Origin of the sequence: Streptomyces sp. NPDC079020 (assembly GCF_044542225.1) — a bacterium.
Taxonomy (GTDB): Bacteria; Actinomycetota; Actinomycetes; order Streptomycetales; family Streptomycetaceae; genus Streptomyces.
Map to the genome: position 1 here is coordinate 387,813 of NZ_JBITUB010000008.1, position 14,973 is coordinate 402,785.

Here is a 14,973-nt window from a genome sequence, read left to right on the forward strand (position 1 = left end):
TCCCGCTCGTTCCCGCCCCCGGCCCGCTCCCTTCCCCGCTGCCCTCCAGCCCGGTTCACACCCCGGCCCCGAAGCCCCGCTCGCGCCCGGCACGCCGCCTCTCCCCACCTAAGGACACCCGCCATGCACCGCGCCTTGATCGTCGTGGACGTTCAGAACGACTTCTGTGAGGGCGGCAGCCTCGCGGTGGCGGGCGGCGCCGATGTCGCCGCCGCCATCACCGACCTGATCGGCGAGGCCCAGGCCGGCTACCGCCATGTGGTGGCCACCCGGGACCACCACATCGACCCGGGCGACCACTTCTCGGCCCAGCCCGACTTCGAGCACTCCTGGCCGGTGCACTGCGTGGCCGGAACGGAGGGCGTGGGCTTCCACCCGAACTTCGCCCCCGCGGTCGCCTCCGGTGCCATCGACAGCGTGTTCGACAAGGGGGCGTACGCCGCGGCGTACAGCGGCTTCGAGGGGCTCGACGAGAACGGGGTCGGGCTCGCCCAGTGGCTGCGCGACCGCTCCGTCACCGAGGTCGACGTGGTCGGCATCGCGACCGACCACTGTGTCCGGGCCACCGCCCTGGACGCCGCCCGCGAGGGCTTCGCCACCCACGTACTGCTGGACCTGACCGCCGGGGTCGCCGGCGCGACCACGCAGCGGGCGCTGGAGGAGCTCCGCGGCGCGGGCGTGGAACTCACCGGCAAGCCGGTCGTCGCCGGCCCCCTGTAGGGCGCTCCGCGGGCCCGCGGGCCCTACGCCGCCGGGCGAGCCGGGCCCGCATAGCCGGTGGGCCCCAGCAGCGCCCGGATCGGGTGCCAGAGTTCCTGGGCCGCCTGGGGCGCCGCCCGCCACAGCAGGCCGTCCGGGTGGTGCAGCACGGCCGTTATCTCGTCCGGCGTGGGCGGCTGGGCGTTGCCGCGGAGATAGACCGCGCGCAGCCCCAGGTTGCGCAGCCGGGTCAGGGCCCGCGCCCGGTTGGCCGCGTGCACCAGCACCCGTACCGGGGCTCCGGGCCCGGCCCCGTCCGCCGGCCGGGTCAGGGCGAGTGCCACCACCACCGTGCCGTTCGGCAACCTGCAGAAACCTCCGCCTGCCATGCTCCGTGCTCCCCCGTGAGACGTCGTGTCAATAAGGATAAGAACAAGAGGCACCTAAACACGATCGGCCGCCGCCCGCTAGAGGGCGACGGCCGATCATGCTTTGACCTGCGGTTTTACTGAATTACTTGGTCGACGGACCAACCTTCACGGTGATCGTCGAGCCGCTGAGCGGCTCGTTGACGATCGAGATCCGGGTGTTGGTGTCAGAAACCTTGACGCTGCCTGTCGGGTTCTCCTCGTACCAGTACGTGCCCTTGCGGTCGTCGAAGACCGGGACGCCCAGCGACGGCTTGATCTTCAGCGGCACGTCGGCGTTGTGCAGGGTGAAGCCCTGGTTCGGCCACCAGCTGAACGGCGCGTCGAACGGCTGGATCTTGTTGCGCAGAACCGAGCCGTCCTTCCACTTCAGCGGCTTGGCGTGCGAGTCGACCGGCAGGATCAGACCCTGGCCCGGGTGGGCGGAGGTGTTGTTGTCCTTCTGGGAGGTGTCCCAGAGCCACACCATCAGACCGTTCTGGTAGGCGTAGTGCTCCACCCAGTCCGGACGGCTCTGCGAGAAGCCGAAGTTGTACGGGCCGACCTTGAGGGTCTTGTCGTACGACACGTACTGACGGTTCTCGGCGATGTAGTACTGCGGGTAGTCGCTGGTGAACGACTCACCGATCCGCGAGAAGCCCTTGGCGGTCCAGCCGTTGTCGTCGCCCTCGGCGTTGTCCGTGAGGATCGCGGCACCGTCGGCGGTGATCGTGAGGGCGTCGGCCGTGAAGCCCTTGCCGCCCGCGCCGCCGTCCGTCTGGTAGCGGAAGCGGAGGTCGATCTTCTTGCCGGCGTAGGCGTTCAGCGGGAAGGAGAGCTTCTTGACGGCGCCGGAGACACCGGTCAGGGCCGGCTTGTCACTGGCGTCGCGCGGGAGCGCCTTGCCGTCGGCCGTGCCGTCGAGCGCGGTCCAGCTGGAGCCGCCGTTCTCCGACACCTCGGTGTAGAGGTAGTCGTAGTCGGCCTCGATGTCGTACCAGCCCGAAAGGTCCAGCGACGCGGCGGACTTGCCGGTCAGGTCGACCGAGCGGGTCAGGGTGTTCGACAGGTCGTCACCCATGTCGCTCCACCACTGCTTCGAGCCCTCGGCGGGCTTGGTGACAGTCGTGGTGACGGCCTTCTCGGGCAGCTCGACGACGAGCGCCTGCTTGTTCTTGGTGTTGTACTCCGCGACGCCCAGCTTGTGGGTCGACTTCGTGGCGGCCTTGGCCTTGTCGTAGTCGAGCCAGCCCAGCTGCAGCTTGTCCCACGCGGTCATGTCGCCCGGGAGGTTGCCGATCTCGCCCGTGCCGGTGCCGAGCCAGGAGCCCGCCGACATCAGGGACCAGAAGCCGACCGAGTTCTCGCCGCCGCCGGAGGTGTCGTACAGGTCCGGCAGACCGAGGTCGTGGGCGTACTCGTGGGCGAAGACGCCCAGGCCGCCGTTCTCGGGCTGCGCGGTGTAGTCACCGACCCAGATGCCCGTGTCACCGATCTGGGCGCCACCGGCCTTGTTGTTCGCGGGGCCCGTCAGACCGGCGTTGGTGCCGTACGCGTACCAGCGGTGCGCCCAGATGGCGTTGGTGCCCTCGGCGCCGCCGCCCGCGGACTCGTCCTCACCCGCGTGGACCAGCTGGAAGTGGTCGATGTAGCCGTCGGGCTCGTTGAAGTTGCCGTCACCGTCGAAGTCGTAACGGTCCCACTGGTCGTACTGAGCCAGGTCGGCCTTGATCTGCTCCAGGGTGCGGCCCTTGGCCTTCTGGTCGGCGACCCAGGCGTTGACACCGTCGCGGACGGCGTCCCAGACGCTGGCGCAGTTGGTCGAACCGCAGTAGTTGGAGCCGTAGCGGGCCTCGTTGTACTGGACCTTCACCCAGTCCGAGACCTCACCGTCGACCGAGTAGCGCCCGGAGGACGTCTTCTCGTAGTAGGTCTTGAGCGAGTCGACACCCTCGCCCTCACCGAAGTAGAGGTCCTGGAAGTGCTTCTGGTTGTAGTCGGCCTTCCAGGCGGTGCTGTTGTCCTTCTTGGGGTCCGGCTCGGCGATCTTGTTGTGCGCCGGTCCGGGCGTGCCGCCGAACTTCTTGACGGGCGGCTTGGGGCCGTCGCCGTCCGGGTCGAACATGGTCGTGTCGTCGACCTTGTCGCCGAACTCCACCAGGATGGTGAAGATCTTGTCGGTCTTCTCCCGGCCGAGCTCGACGTACTTCTTGTCGTCGAGCCTGACGACCTTGGAGCCGCCGCGGGTCGAAACCTTCTTGTCGCCGGAGAGAACCTGCTCCAGTGCAGCCTGGCGCTGGGCGTCCTGCTGCTCGCTGAAGGGGCCTTCCAGGTTGTGTTCCTGGCCCTTCTCCGGTGCCGGGTCACGGCGGTCGACGATGGACGCGCCCGAGCCCGACGATTTGTCGTCTGCCTGAGCGGTGGCGAATGCCGACGCTGTCGCGGCGGTCGCGGCCATGGCCACGACAACAGCGGTGGCGCGGAGCGCCCGTCTCTTAGTGGTCACTTGATGCAGTCCTCCCCGGCGTCCGCGATCGCGGCCAGGGGGGTGGTGAAGGGCCGCGCGCGTTCAACGCGTCACAAGTGACGACATTTGATCGGAGTTATGAAAGAAAAGACAGACCTTGACTTGCACATACCAAGTGCACTATGCGGGAGCGGCCTTCCGGTATCCGGACGTCTCCCTCAGGCCAACAGGCGCGTGGTCACGGCTGGTTGGGGCGTTCCGTGACTCCGTGCGCCCCCCGTGCACCGACACCGTGGGTTAGGCCGTGCTTACCACCGGCCCGGCTCGGGCATCCACCGTCGTAGAGTCGTTTGACCGTGTGTCGACGCGACCGTTCGACCGCTCCACCCTTCGACCGCGCCGAGCGATTCCGCTGCAGAGACTGTCCCATCCGATGTCCCGAGGACGGATACCGCCATGCCGCGTCCGACTGCCGCACAGTTCGCCTACGGTTCGGCCACCGTCATCCTCTCCAGCCTCGCCATCCTGCTGCTGTCCCGGACGGAGTCGGGCTTCGGTATGGCCTTCGCCTGCGCCGCGGCACTCGTGCTCGGTCTGCTGGTGGCCATGACCGTACCCGCGCCCAAGCACGTGAAAACCGTGCGCGGGAACCGGCCGGCGGAAGGACAGGACGCGGCCCGCACGCGGCAGGCCCCGGACGACATCGGAACGGCGATACCCGCGGCCCATGCCGGTGAGCACGCGGGGGAACACTCCCTGCGCCGCTGAGCAACCCCGTACACCCGGATGCCCCCGGCGCCCGTCGGCTGCCGCGCCGCGCTACGGGACGCTGACCACAACGGTCTTCGCCGCCTTGTCCTGGAGCCCCTGCCGATAGGGCTTGTCGGTGAACATCAGCACGATGTTGATCAGCCACCACAGACACGGGCAGCACAGCAGTGCCGGAAGCCACAGCACCACGGCCCGCATCAGCGACGGGTTGATGTCCGGCACCCGCCCGTCGTTGAGCATCGCGACGCGCAGCTTCAGCAGCCGCTTGCCGATGGTCCGGCCGTCCTTGTGGGTGAAGTACGTGTCGTACGCGACATAGACCACCAGCCCGATCAGCGACCACACCAGCTGATGCCCGCTGTACGAGTTGCCGACGGCGTCGCCGAATCCGTCGTTTCCGTTGTCCGACGTGACGTCGATCGCGCCGCCCCAGGGCAGCGAGATCAGATACAGCGGAATGGAGACGATGAGGAAGTCGATCAGCCGCGCCACGATCCGCTTGCCCGGCTGGGCCAGCGGCGGCATCCCGGCCAGCGGATCCGCCCCGCCGTATCCGCCGTAGCCCCCCGGTTCGTACGGCGGCGGAGGAGGCGGCGGAGGAGGGCTGCCGTACGGCGAACCCGCTGACGGCGGCGGGGGCTCCTGCGGCTTCTTGAGGAACGGATCGTCGTCCTCGGGCGGCTGGCCGGGCGTCGGCTGGTCGTTACTCATGGGGGCAGTGCACCCCGGCCCACCGGTGCCCGCAACGGCTCAGGTGCTTTCGGGGGACGGGGCGTCAGCCCACGGCCCCCAAAGGCGTCCGCCCGGCTCTCTCGGCCGCACTGTCGGCCCGGCCGGGTCAGCCCGCCACGAAGGTGCGGGCCGCCTTGTCGTGCCAGCACTGGCGCCAGGGGCGGTCGATCAGGCACCACAGCACGTTGAACACACCGATGACCAGGATGCCCAGCACCCCGTAGACCAGCCAGCGGCGCAGGGCCGCGCCCAGGGTGGGCGAGTCGTGCGACTCGATGTCCCGCACGTCGAGGCCGAGGAGCTTCTTGCCGAGCGTACGGCCCCACTTGGCAGTGGGCAGCGCTTCCAGGAGAAAGCCGAGCACCAGGAACGCGCCGAGCACGGCCCCGAACAGACCCGCCGTGGTGGCGTCCACGAGCCAGACGGTGACCGTCTCGCCGGACTGCTTCGCCGCGGTGATCTTCTCGTCGATGTGGTCCAGCGCCCGGGAGACCAGCGGGAAACCGACGGCACCGAGAACGGCGCCGAGGACCAGGCTGTCGAGCAGCCGGGCGGCGAAGCGCTTGCCGAGACCGGCGGGCCGCGCCGACGTCTGGGCCCTGGCGAGCTGCTGGAAGGGGTCGTCGACCGGGGGCTTCCAGGGCACGACCGGCTGATCCGCCCCGGCACCGGCCTGCTGCTGGGCGGGCACCGGCTGCGGGGCGGTCATCCGCTGCTGGGGCGGCATCTGCTGCTGGGGCGGCTGAGGTTGGCCCTGCGGCTGGTGTTGCCCCTGCGGCTGAGGTTGCCCCTGCGGCTGGTGTTGTTCCGGCCGGGCCGGCTGGTGGGCCTGCTGCCCCCAGGAGGTCGAGCCGCCGGGTCCGGGGGCGGGCGCGGGAGCGGGGGCCGGGGGCTGGGCGGGGCCGGGCACCCGCACCGGGCCCTGGGTCGCGGCGGGCAGTGCGGCGGACGGCAGCACGGTCGTCCGCGCCGGCTCCTGCACCCGGGTCGGCTGCGGCACCTGAGGCTGCTGTGAAGCGTGCGGGGCCTGCGGTGCGTGCGATGAGTGCGGACTCTGGGGCGCCTGGGGTGCCTGCGACGGCTGCACCGCTTGCGGCCCTTGCGGCCCCTGCTGCGTGCCGCCCGGCATGATGCCCGGCGGACCGGCGACCGGAGTGGCCGCGCGGATCGTCATCGTGCCGTCCGCGGGCACCGGCCCCGCCTCGCGCGGACGCGGAGTGCGGGCACCACCGCCCGGACCCACGGCGCGGATCGTGACCGTACCGTCGGTCGGCGGACGGACCCCGGCACCGCCACCGCCACGGCTGCCACGACCGTCACGGCTGCCACCGTCACTGTCACCGCCCTCCCGCATTCCCGGCAGGGCACCGCCCATCGGGTCCGGTGCGCCGGACACGCGCGGGTCCGCCGGGGCCGGTTCGGCGCGTTCGGGCCGCGCGCCGCCGGCCGGGGTGCGCGGATCGGCACCCGCCGGGTCCGGGCGGCCGGACGCCGCTTCCGGACCGCCCCAGGAGACACGCCGGTCACGGTCGCCGCCGAAGCCGGTCTGCCGGGAGGTGTCGGCCTGCCAGACCGATGCCGGTTCCGGCTCCGTACGGGCGGGGACGCCCTGTTCCGGCCCGCCCGCCCCGTCCGGCACTCCGTCAGGACCGCCCGCCTCGCCGACCTCGTCGAAGAAGATCGGGCCGGTCTCCTCCATCCGGGGGACGGAGGAGGCCTGCCGCGGTGCGGAGGTGGCTTCGCCCCGGGGCGCGGGCCGACTCGTACCGGGTACCCACGCCGCACCGTTCCAATACCGGACATATCCAGGAATGGAGGGATCGGGGTAGTACCCCTCGCGGGGGCTTTCGTCACCGGGTGCCGGGGTTGGGGCGCTCATCACCGTGGTCCCGTATCTCTTCGAGGCCTCAGGCCGTCCGGTCGCAGGTGCGGACGTCCTCAATACAAGGGTCCACATCTATCAGACGCCCACGTGTCGCCGGGCCGGTCCCACTGTTTGGGACCACTTTCCACGCCGTCCGAAGTTTTTTTGAAAAGTCGCGTAATGGATGGCGGGGAGGGCGCTCTCTCCTTGTGCGGGCCGGTCATGGGACCGGTCCACGAGCACCGGAAGGTCGTGCACTGACATGCTGAACGTCGTGGAACGCGAGCTGGAACTGAAGCTGGTCCTGTCGCCCGAACTCTCCATCCCCGTACCCGCGAGGCTGACCTACCGCACCAACGACCCGTACGCCGTGCACATCGCCTTCCACATCGGCTCCGAGTCCCCCGTGCACTGGACGTTCGCCCGGGAACTGCTGGTGGAAGGGGTGTTCCGGCCGTGCGGACACGGAGACGTACGCATCTGGCCGACCAAGATCAACGATCGTAACGTCATCTGCATCGCCCTCACCTCCCCCGATGGCAACGCCCTGCTGGAGGTGCCGTCGGCCGCCGTGGCCGCGTGGGTGGAGCGGACGCTGCGGGTGGTGCCCCCGGGCACGGAGAGCGAGCGGCTGGGCCTCGACGACGCGCTCGCCGAGCTGCTCGCGCCGCTGCCGGCCGACGACCTGTGGCTGAGCGACCCGTGGTCCGCGGACGAGTCCCCCTCCCAGGAGGGTGAGGCGTGAGGGCCTTATCCGGCTGCCGTGCTCCCGGCGTGTCGGGGTCAGAAGAGTTTGCCGGGGTTGAGGAGGCCGAGCGGATCGAAGACCGTCTTGATTCCGCGCTGCAGCTCGACCCCGGTCCCGCCCAGTTCGCGGGCGAGCCACTCCCTCTTCAGGACCCCGACGCCGTGCTCGCCGGTGATGGTGCCGCCCAGTTCGAGACCGAGCGCCATGATGCTGTCGAAGGACTCGCGGGCCCGGCGGGACTCGTCGGGGTCCGTGTGGTCGAAGCAGACGACGGGATGGGTGTTGCCGTCGCCGGCGTGGGCGCAGACGCCGATGGTGAGGCCGGACTCCGCGGCGATGGCGGCGGTGCCCTCCAGCATCGCTCCGAGCTTCGAGCGCGGTACGCACACATCGTCGATCATCGTGGCGGATTTGACGGTATCCAGCGCGGTGAGCGCCATCCGGCGGGCCTGGAGCAGGAGTTCGGACTCGGCCTCGTCGTCGGCGGGGACGACCTCGGTGGCGCCGGCGACGGTGCACAGTTCACCGACGGCTGCCAGGTCGGAGGCCGGATCGGGGGTGTCGAAGGCGCAGAGCAGCAGTGCCTCGGTGGAGTCGGGGAGGCCCATGCCGGCCATCGCGTTGACCGCGCGGACGGTCGTACGGTCCATCAGTTCGAGGAGTGAGGGCGTGTGACCGCGCTCCATGATCGCGTAGACCGCGTCGCAGGCAGCGGCCGCGGAGGGGAATTCGGCAGCCAGGACGAGCTGCCGCGGAGGCTTCGGCCTCAGCGCGAGGACGGCTTTGACGACGATCCCCAGGCTGCCCTCGGAGCCGACGAAGAGCCGCGTGAGGTCGTAGCCGGCGACGCCCTTGGCCGTACGGCGCCCGGTGGTCAGGAGCCGCCCGTCGGCGAGGACGACTTCGAGACCGAGCACGTATTCGGCGGTGACCCCGTACTTGACGCAGCACAGGCCGCCCGACGCGGTGCCGATGTTGCCGCCGATGGTGCACGTCTCCCAGCTGGAGGGATCCGGCGGGTAGCAGAGGCCGTGTTCGTCCACCGCGCGTGAGAGCACGGCGTTGATGACACCCGGTTCGACGACGGCGATCCGGTCGACCGGGCTGATCTCCAGGATCCGGTCCATCTTCACCAGGGAGAGCACGATGCAGCCGTCGGAGGCGTTGGCCGCGCCCGACAGGCCGGTACGGGCGCCCTGCGGAACGACCGGGACGCGCAGCGCGGTGGCGGTGCGCATGACGTGCTGGACCTGCTCGACCGTGCGCGGGAGCACGACGACGGCCGGGGAACCCGCGTCGCAGAAGCCCGCCATGTCGCGTGCGTAGGAGGACGTGACGTCCGGATCGGTGATCAGAGCCTCGGCGGGCAGACCGGCACGCAGCTGTGCGAGGAGATCATTCATGATCCAAGACTGGCACCCGGGGCCAATGGTGTGAACCCGTCTGCGACGGCACCCCCAAGGCGCGGTGTGCTCTTCATACTGACGCAGAGTGATCGCCATGGATGTCACGCCGCAGCAGGACCCTGACCCCCGCCAGCCGCCCGAGCCGTCCCCCTTCCCGCCGCGCACGGCGGACGCGAAGGAACTCCCGGCCGCTCCCCAGGAGCCCGAGGGCGCGACCGCCCTCCCGCCCCCGCCCCCCACCGCGCGTACGACGCTGCGCCGGGCCGCGCTCGGCGCGGTCGCCGCGGCCGTTCTGGTGGCCGGTGCGGTGGTGGCCGTTCCGGACGGCGGGCAGGACCGCCCGAAGGTGCCGGGGCCCGTCGACCGGGCCCTGGCGGCAGCGACCGCCGGCTCCCCCGCCTCGCTCTCGGACCTGACGGCGCTCATCGGGGACCGGCAGAAGTGGGTGGAGGAGCATCCCTCCGACGCGCCTTCGTGGGCGGTGCTCGGCACGGCGTACGTCGAGTGGGGGCGGCGTTCCGCGGACGCCGCGTACTACGCGCGGGCCGAGGCGGCCCTGAGGCGTTCGCTGGAGGAGCAGCCCGGTGAACGCGGCAACGGGGAGGCCTGGGTGGGCCTGGCCGCGCTCGCCAACGCCCGGCACGACTTCGTCGCGGCGAAGCGGTGGGGCGAGACCGTACGGGCCCGGGAGCCGAAGACCTGGAGCACGTACCCGGTCCTGATCGAGGCGTACAACGGCCTCGGCGACTACGGGGCGGCCGGCACGGCGACGGAGCGGTTCGGGCAGCTGCGCAAGGGGGTTCCGGCGCTGGCCCGGACCGCCGAGATGTACCGCAACCAGGGCTGGCGCGAGGACGCCCTGGCCACCGCCCGCGAGGCGGCGGACCGGGCCACCACCCCCGTGGAGAAGGCGCAGGCCCTGCACCGCCTCGGCGAGCTGGCGTGGGAGCGCGGCGAGCCGGAGGAGGCCGTGGCGCAGTACGACGCGGCGCTGCGCACGGACAGCGGCCAGCACGCGTCACTGGCGGGCCGGGCCCGCGCCCTGGCGGCCCTGGGCCGCAGCGACGAGGCGCTGGACGCGTACCAGGCGGCGGTGGCGGAGCTGCCCCGCGCGGAGTACGCCCTCGAACTGGGCGAGCTGTACGAGGCGCTGGGCCTGGACGGCGACGCCCGCAGCCAGTACGCGAAGACGCGCACGCTGCTGTCGCGGTCTAAGGCCGCCGGGGTCAACGAGTCCCTGCTCCGGGCGCGTTACGAGAGCGACCACGGCGACGCGGACGCAGCGGTGGAGCTGCTGCGCGCGGAGTGGTCCCGGCAGCACCGCAGTGCGGCGGTGGCGGACGCGCTGGGCTGGGCGCTGCACCGGGCCGGCCGGCCGGAGGAGGGGCTGGAGTACGCCCGGCGGGCCGTCGACACGGGGGGCCGGAACGCCTCCTACGCGTACCACCTGGGCACGATCGAACGGGAGATGGCCCAGTACGGCGCGGCCCGCCGCCATCTGGAGGAGGCCCTGCGCACCAACCCGGCCTTCTCCCCGCTGGACGCGCCCCGCGCCGAGGAGGCCCTGGACGCGCTGGGGGAACCCGCCCCGGGCGGCCCGAAGGACATGCAGCCCCCGCCGGAGCAGGCCCCCGAGCCCGAGCCCGAACCGGAGCCGGAGCCGGAGCCGGAGCCGGAGCCGCAGGCCGGTACCGGGACGGCGAAGCCGGCCCCGCCGGAGCAGACCCCCGCCTCCCCCGACTCCCCGAAGTCCCCGCCGAGCGGACCGGCATCCACGAAGCCGGGCGCGGCGGGCCCGGCGGCCGCATCTGCGGCCGCCCCGTCAGCGGACGGGACACCGTCCGGCCGCTGACCGGCCGGGGGACACGGGGGTCCCCCGGCCGGTCGCCTACCAGGGCAGCTCCCGCAGCTGCTGCACACACAGCACGACGAACAGCAGGCCCGCCGCCACGAGCATCACATTGCTGAGCGCTCCGTTGCGCCATTCCCTCGGTGTGCGCGAGGAGTTGAGCAGCCACACCAGTGTGAGGGCCAGGAACGGCATGAAAAACGCGCCGAGCACGCCGTACACCACGACCAGCCCGAACGGCTGGTCCAGCCAGAGCAGCGTCATCGGCGGGAACGTCAGCCACAGCAGGTACGCCCGGAAGGCGAAGGAGCGCTCCTTCGTCCCGGACGCCACCTCCTCCACGGTGCTCACCCCGGCCGGGGCGCCCCCGCGCCCGCGCAGGAAGCGGTCGACGAAGTCGGCGAACATCAGGCTCACGCCGTTCCACACGCCGATGAGGGACGAGAAGGACGTGGCGAAGAAGCCGATGAGGAACAGCTTGGCGGTCGCCGTTCCGTAGCGGTCCTCCAGGATCGCGCCGAGGTCGATCAGACCCCGGTCGCCCTTGGTGAGGGCGAGGTGGGAGGAGTGCAGGAGTTCCGCGCCGACGATCAGCATCGCCACGACGAAGATTCCGGTGGTGAGGTAGGCGACCCGGTTGTCGAGGCGCATCACCTTCATCCAGGAGGAGTTGGTCCAGCCCTTGGCGTTCACCCAGTAGCCGTAGGCCGCCATGGTGATGGTGCCGCCGACGCCGCCGATCAGCCCCAGGGTGTAGAGGAGCGAGCCGTCCGGGAGTACGGGGGCCAGACCCGCGAACGACGCGCCGACGTCGGGGCCGACGCGCACCGCGACGTACACGACGACCACGAACATCACGCCGATCAGGACGGTCATGGCCTTCTCGAAGACGGCGTACCGGTTGAACCAGACGAATGCCAGGCCGGTCAGGCCCGTGATGATCGCCCAGGTCTTGAGGTTCGGGCCGTCCGGGAAGAGCGCGACAATGGGCAGGGCGGACGAGGACATGGCCGTCGCGCCGTAGATGAAGCCCCAGACGACGACGTAGACCGCGAAGTAGACGGTGGTCCACGGGCCGAGGCTGCGCCAGCCGTCGAAGAGGGTGCGTCCGGTGGCGAGATGCCAGCGGCCGCACGCCTCGGCCAGCGAGATCTTGACGACGCAGCCGATGACGGCCGCCCACATCAGCGTGTAGCCGAACTTGCTGCCCGCGATCAGCGTCGCGACGAGGTCACCGGCTCCGACCCCGGTCGCCGCGACGACGATGCCGGGACCGATGTAGGTCCAACGGGACTTGCGCGGAAGGGTGTTCAGGGGTTCGGTACCGCTGTCGGCGCTGCGGCCGGTACCACTGCCGGTACCGCTGTCGGTCGCTTCTGCCATGCCGGTGTCCTCCCGCTCGTCCCCAAGGTGATCCAGATCACCAAAGCGGGAGCGCGAGTGTTGCGCAAGGGGGCCGACGGCGCGCGCCCGGAGCGCGGCGCTTCCGCCGCGAGGCGCCCGTACGCGGGAGGGCGGGGCACCCCGTGTGCCGGGTGCCCCGCCCTCGTACCGCGAACCCCGCTCCGCGCGTGAGCGCTGCGGTCAGAGGTTGCCGCGCTTCTCCTGCTCGCGCTCGATCGCCTCGAACAGGGCCTTGAAGTTGCCCTTGCCGAAGCCCATCGAGCCGTGCCGCTCGATCATCTCGAAGAAGACCGTCGGACGGTCCTGGACCGGCTTGGTGAAGATCTGGAGCAGGTAGCCGTCCTCGTCGCGGTCGACCAGGATCTTCAGCTCGCGCAGCGTCTCCACCGGGACCCGGGTCTCGCCGGCCCACTCGCCGAGCGTGTCGTAGTACGAGTCGGGCGTGTCCAGGAACTGGACGCCGGCCGCGCGCATCGTCCGGACCGAGGCGACGATGTCGTTCGTGGCGAGGGCGATGTGCTGGACGCCCGCGCCGCCGTAGAACTCCAGGTACTCGTCGATCTGCGACTTCTTCTTCGCGATCGCCGGCTCGTTGATCGGGAACTTGACCTTCAGGGTGCCGTCCGCGACGACCTTCGACATCAGGGCGGAGTACTCGGTGGCGATGTCGTCGCCCACGAACTCCTTCATGTTGGTGAAGCCCATGACCTTGTTGTAGAAGCCGACCCACTCGTTCATCCGGCCGAGCTCGACGTTGCCCACACAGTGGTCGATGGCCTGGAAGGTGCGCTTGGCGGGCGGCTCGACGATCGGGGCGGCCGCCGTGTAGCCGGGGAGGTACGGGCCGTCGTAGCCGCCGCGCTCGACGAGGGTGTGGCGGGTCTTGCCGTACGTGGCGATGGCGGCGAGCACGACGGTGCCGTTCTCGTCCTCGACCTCGTACGGCTCGGTCAGACCGGTGGCGCCGTGCTCCACCGCGTAGGCGTACGCGGCGCGGGCGTCCGGGACCTCGATGGCCAGGTCGACCACGCCGTCGCCGTGCGCCGCGACATGGTCCTCCAGGAAGCGGCCCCGGTCGGTGGACGCCTTGATGACGGACGTGAGGACGAAGCGGGCCGAGCCATTGGTCAGGACGTAACTCGCGGTCTCGCGACTGCCGTTCTCCGGTCCGGAGTAGGCCACGAGCTTCATTCCGAAGGCTGTGGAGTAGTAGTGCGCCGCCTGCTTGGCGTTGCCCACGGCGAAGACGACCGCGTCCATTCCCTTGACCGGGAAGGGATCGGCCTGCCGGGCGGTGTCGGGGGTGGTGTGCAGAGTCTCAGTCATAAACCCAGGCTCTCCCCGCTCCGCAAGGTGCGCAACAGTTCGCGGAATCGCTGGGCAATCTGCGCAGCCGTTCGGCACTATGGGCAGGCGTTCTGTACATGATGACCATCGGAGGCGGGGACATGGCGATCGATCGTCTGGACGGGCAGCTGATCGTGCTGCTGGCACGCGAGCCGCGGATCGGGGTACTGGAGGCGTCCCGCCGGCTCGGCGTGGCGCGCGGAACCGTACAGGCCCGTCTGGACCGCCTTCAGTCGAATGGCGTCATCCGGGGCTTCGGCCCCGACGTCGATCCCGCGGCGCTCGGCTACCCCGTCACCGCCTTCGCGACGCTGGAGATCAAGCAGGGCCAAGGGGCGCAGGTACGGGCCCACTTGGGTGGTGTGCCCGAGGTGCTCGAACTGCACACCACCACCGGGCACGGGGACATGTTCTGCCGGCTCGTCGCCCGCTCCAACGCCGACCTCCAACGGGTGATCGACCGGGTTGTCGGTTTTGATGGCATTGTCCGGGCCTCCACGGCCATCGTCATGGAGAACCCGGTCCCGCTGCGCGTCATCCCGCTCGTCGAGCAGGCCGCACAGGACACCGACTGACCGAGCCGAGGAGTGACGTGTGAGCTTCTGGGAGTATCTGGAAAATCGGCACCAGCAGTTGCTCACCGACGCGTTCCAGCACGTCAGCGCCGTATTTCAGTGCATGGTCATCGCCACCGTGCTCGGGGTGGTGATCGGGGTGGTCACCTATCGCAGCGGCTGGGCCGGGTCGCTGGCCATCACCTCCACGGCGACGATCCTCACCATCCCCTCCCTCGCCGCGATCGGCCTGCTGATCCCGCTGGTCGGGCTCGGGGTCGCCCCCACCGTCATCACCCTGACGATGTACGGGCTGCTGCCCGTCGTCCGTAACTCCATCGTCGGGCTGCGCGGTGTCGACCCCTCGCTGGTCGACGCGGCGAAGGGCATCGGGATGTCGCGGTTCGCCCGGCTGCGCAAGGTGGAGCTGCCGCTCGCCTGGCCGCCGATCCTCACGGGCATCCGGGTCTCCACCCAGATGCTGATGGGCATCGCCGCCATCGCCGCGTACGCCTCCGGGCCCGGTCTCGGCAACGAGATCTTCCGCGGTATCGCCTCGCTGGGCAGCGCCAACGCGATCAACCAGGTCCTCGCGGGCACGCTCGGCATCGTCATTCTCGCCCTGCTCTTCGACGCCGCGTACGTCCTGCTCGGGCGGCTGACCATCCCCGGGGGGATCCGTGCCTGAGACCTTCTCCGGGACCGCCCACGGGGCCTACGGGAAG

Annotated in this window: 13 protein-coding genes; 6 read left to right on the top strand and 7 right to left on the bottom strand. The window is 70.7% G+C overall.

Features of this window, described 5'->3' with window-relative positions:
• The first annotated feature begins 123 nt into the window (after nt 1–123).
• Nucleotides 124–720: an isochorismatase family protein gene (locus ACIGJO_RS19760; protein ID WP_399959634.1), complete on the top strand. Its 597-nt coding sequence runs from the start codon at nt 124–126 to the stop codon at nt 718–720.
• Between the two features lie 23 nt (nt 721–743).
• Here the strand turns inward: ACIGJO_RS19760 and ACIGJO_RS19765 are convergent, their stop codons facing one another.
• Both ACIGJO_RS19765 and ACIGJO_RS19770 read right to left on the bottom strand, forming a co-directional pair.
• Nucleotides 744–1,088, bottom strand: a complete 345-nt coding sequence (locus ACIGJO_RS19765) for a hypothetical protein (protein WP_399959636.1) — start codon at nt 1,086–1,088, stop codon at nt 744–746.
• 124 nt (nt 1,089–1,212) lie between these two features.
• On the bottom strand, nt 1,213–3,612 hold the full coding sequence (locus ACIGJO_RS19770; RefSeq protein WP_399959638.1) for an immune inhibitor A domain-containing protein: 2,400 nt from the start codon (nt 3,610–3,612) through the stop codon (nt 1,213–1,215).
• Nucleotides 3,613–4,029: 417 nt separating this feature from the next.
• On the opposite strand from ACIGJO_RS19770, the gene ACIGJO_RS19775 reads away from it, so the two are divergent.
• Nucleotides 4,030–4,341, top strand: a complete 312-nt coding sequence (locus tag ACIGJO_RS19775) for a hypothetical protein (RefSeq protein ID WP_399959640.1) — start codon at nt 4,030–4,032, stop codon at nt 4,339–4,341.
• A gap of 51 nt (nt 4,342–4,392) precedes the next feature.
• On the opposite strand, the gene ACIGJO_RS19780 is transcribed toward ACIGJO_RS19775, so the two are convergent.
• Both ACIGJO_RS19780 and ACIGJO_RS19785 read right to left on the bottom strand, forming a co-directional pair.
• On the bottom strand, nt 4,393–5,055 hold the full coding sequence (locus ACIGJO_RS19780) for an RDD family protein (protein ID WP_399959642.1): 663 nt from the start codon (nt 5,053–5,055) through the stop codon (nt 4,393–4,395).
• Between the two features lie 127 nt (nt 5,056–5,182).
• On the bottom strand, nt 5,183–6,955 hold the full coding sequence (locus ACIGJO_RS19785; RefSeq protein WP_399959644.1) for an RDD family protein: 1,773 nt from the start codon (nt 6,953–6,955) through the stop codon (nt 5,183–5,185).
• A gap of 247 nt (nt 6,956–7,202) precedes the next feature.
• On the opposite strand from ACIGJO_RS19785, the gene ACIGJO_RS19790 reads away from it, so the two are divergent.
• The gene (locus tag ACIGJO_RS19790; protein WP_399959647.1) at nt 7,203–7,685 is read left to right on the top strand and encodes an SsgA family sporulation/cell division regulator; all 483 of its coding nucleotides are present in this window, start codon (nt 7,203–7,205) and stop codon (nt 7,683–7,685) included.
• 38 nt (nt 7,686–7,723) lie between these two features.
• Here the strand turns inward: ACIGJO_RS19790 and ACIGJO_RS19795 are convergent, their stop codons facing one another.
• Nucleotides 7,724–9,091 carry an FAD-binding oxidoreductase gene (locus ACIGJO_RS19795; RefSeq protein ID WP_399959649.1) on the bottom strand — a complete coding sequence of 456 codons (1,368 nt, stop codon included), beginning with the start codon at nt 9,089–9,091 and terminating at the stop codon, nt 7,724–7,726.
• A 97-nt stretch (nt 9,092–9,188) separates the two neighbouring features.
• On the opposite strand from ACIGJO_RS19795, the gene ACIGJO_RS19800 reads away from it, so the two are divergent.
• Nucleotides 9,189–10,946, top strand: a complete 1,758-nt coding sequence (locus ACIGJO_RS19800; protein ID WP_399959651.1) for a tetratricopeptide repeat protein — start codon at nt 9,189–9,191, stop codon at nt 10,944–10,946.
• Nucleotides 10,947–10,982: 36 nt separating this feature from the next.
• Here the strand turns inward: ACIGJO_RS19800 and ACIGJO_RS19805 are convergent, their stop codons facing one another.
• Together ACIGJO_RS19805 and hppD are read right to left on the bottom strand one after the other, a co-directional pair.
• Nucleotides 10,983–12,326: an Nramp family divalent metal transporter gene (locus ACIGJO_RS19805; protein ID WP_399959654.1), complete on the bottom strand. Its 1,344-nt coding sequence runs from the start codon at nt 12,324–12,326 to the stop codon at nt 10,983–10,985.
• Between the two features lie 201 nt (nt 12,327–12,527).
• Entirely contained in the window at nt 12,528–13,673 is a 1,146-nt protein-coding gene (gene hppD, locus ACIGJO_RS19810; protein WP_399959656.1) for a 4-hydroxyphenylpyruvate dioxygenase, read from the bottom strand.
• A 122-nt stretch (nt 13,674–13,795) separates the two neighbouring features.
• Here hppD and ACIGJO_RS19815 point away from each other — a divergent pair, with 122 nt between their 5' ends.
• Together ACIGJO_RS19815 and ACIGJO_RS19820 are read left to right on the top strand one after the other, a co-directional pair.
• Nucleotides 13,796–14,269: an Lrp/AsnC family transcriptional regulator gene (locus tag ACIGJO_RS19815; protein WP_266931474.1), complete on the top strand. Its 474-nt coding sequence runs from the start codon at nt 13,796–13,798 to the stop codon at nt 14,267–14,269.
• 19 nt (nt 14,270–14,288) lie between these two features.
• Nucleotides 14,289–14,936 (top strand): ABC transporter permease, encoded by a 648-nt coding sequence (locus tag ACIGJO_RS19820; RefSeq protein ID WP_399959659.1) that lies wholly within the window; start codon nt 14,289–14,291, stop codon nt 14,934–14,936.
• Nucleotides 14,937–14,973 lie beyond the last annotated feature (37 nt).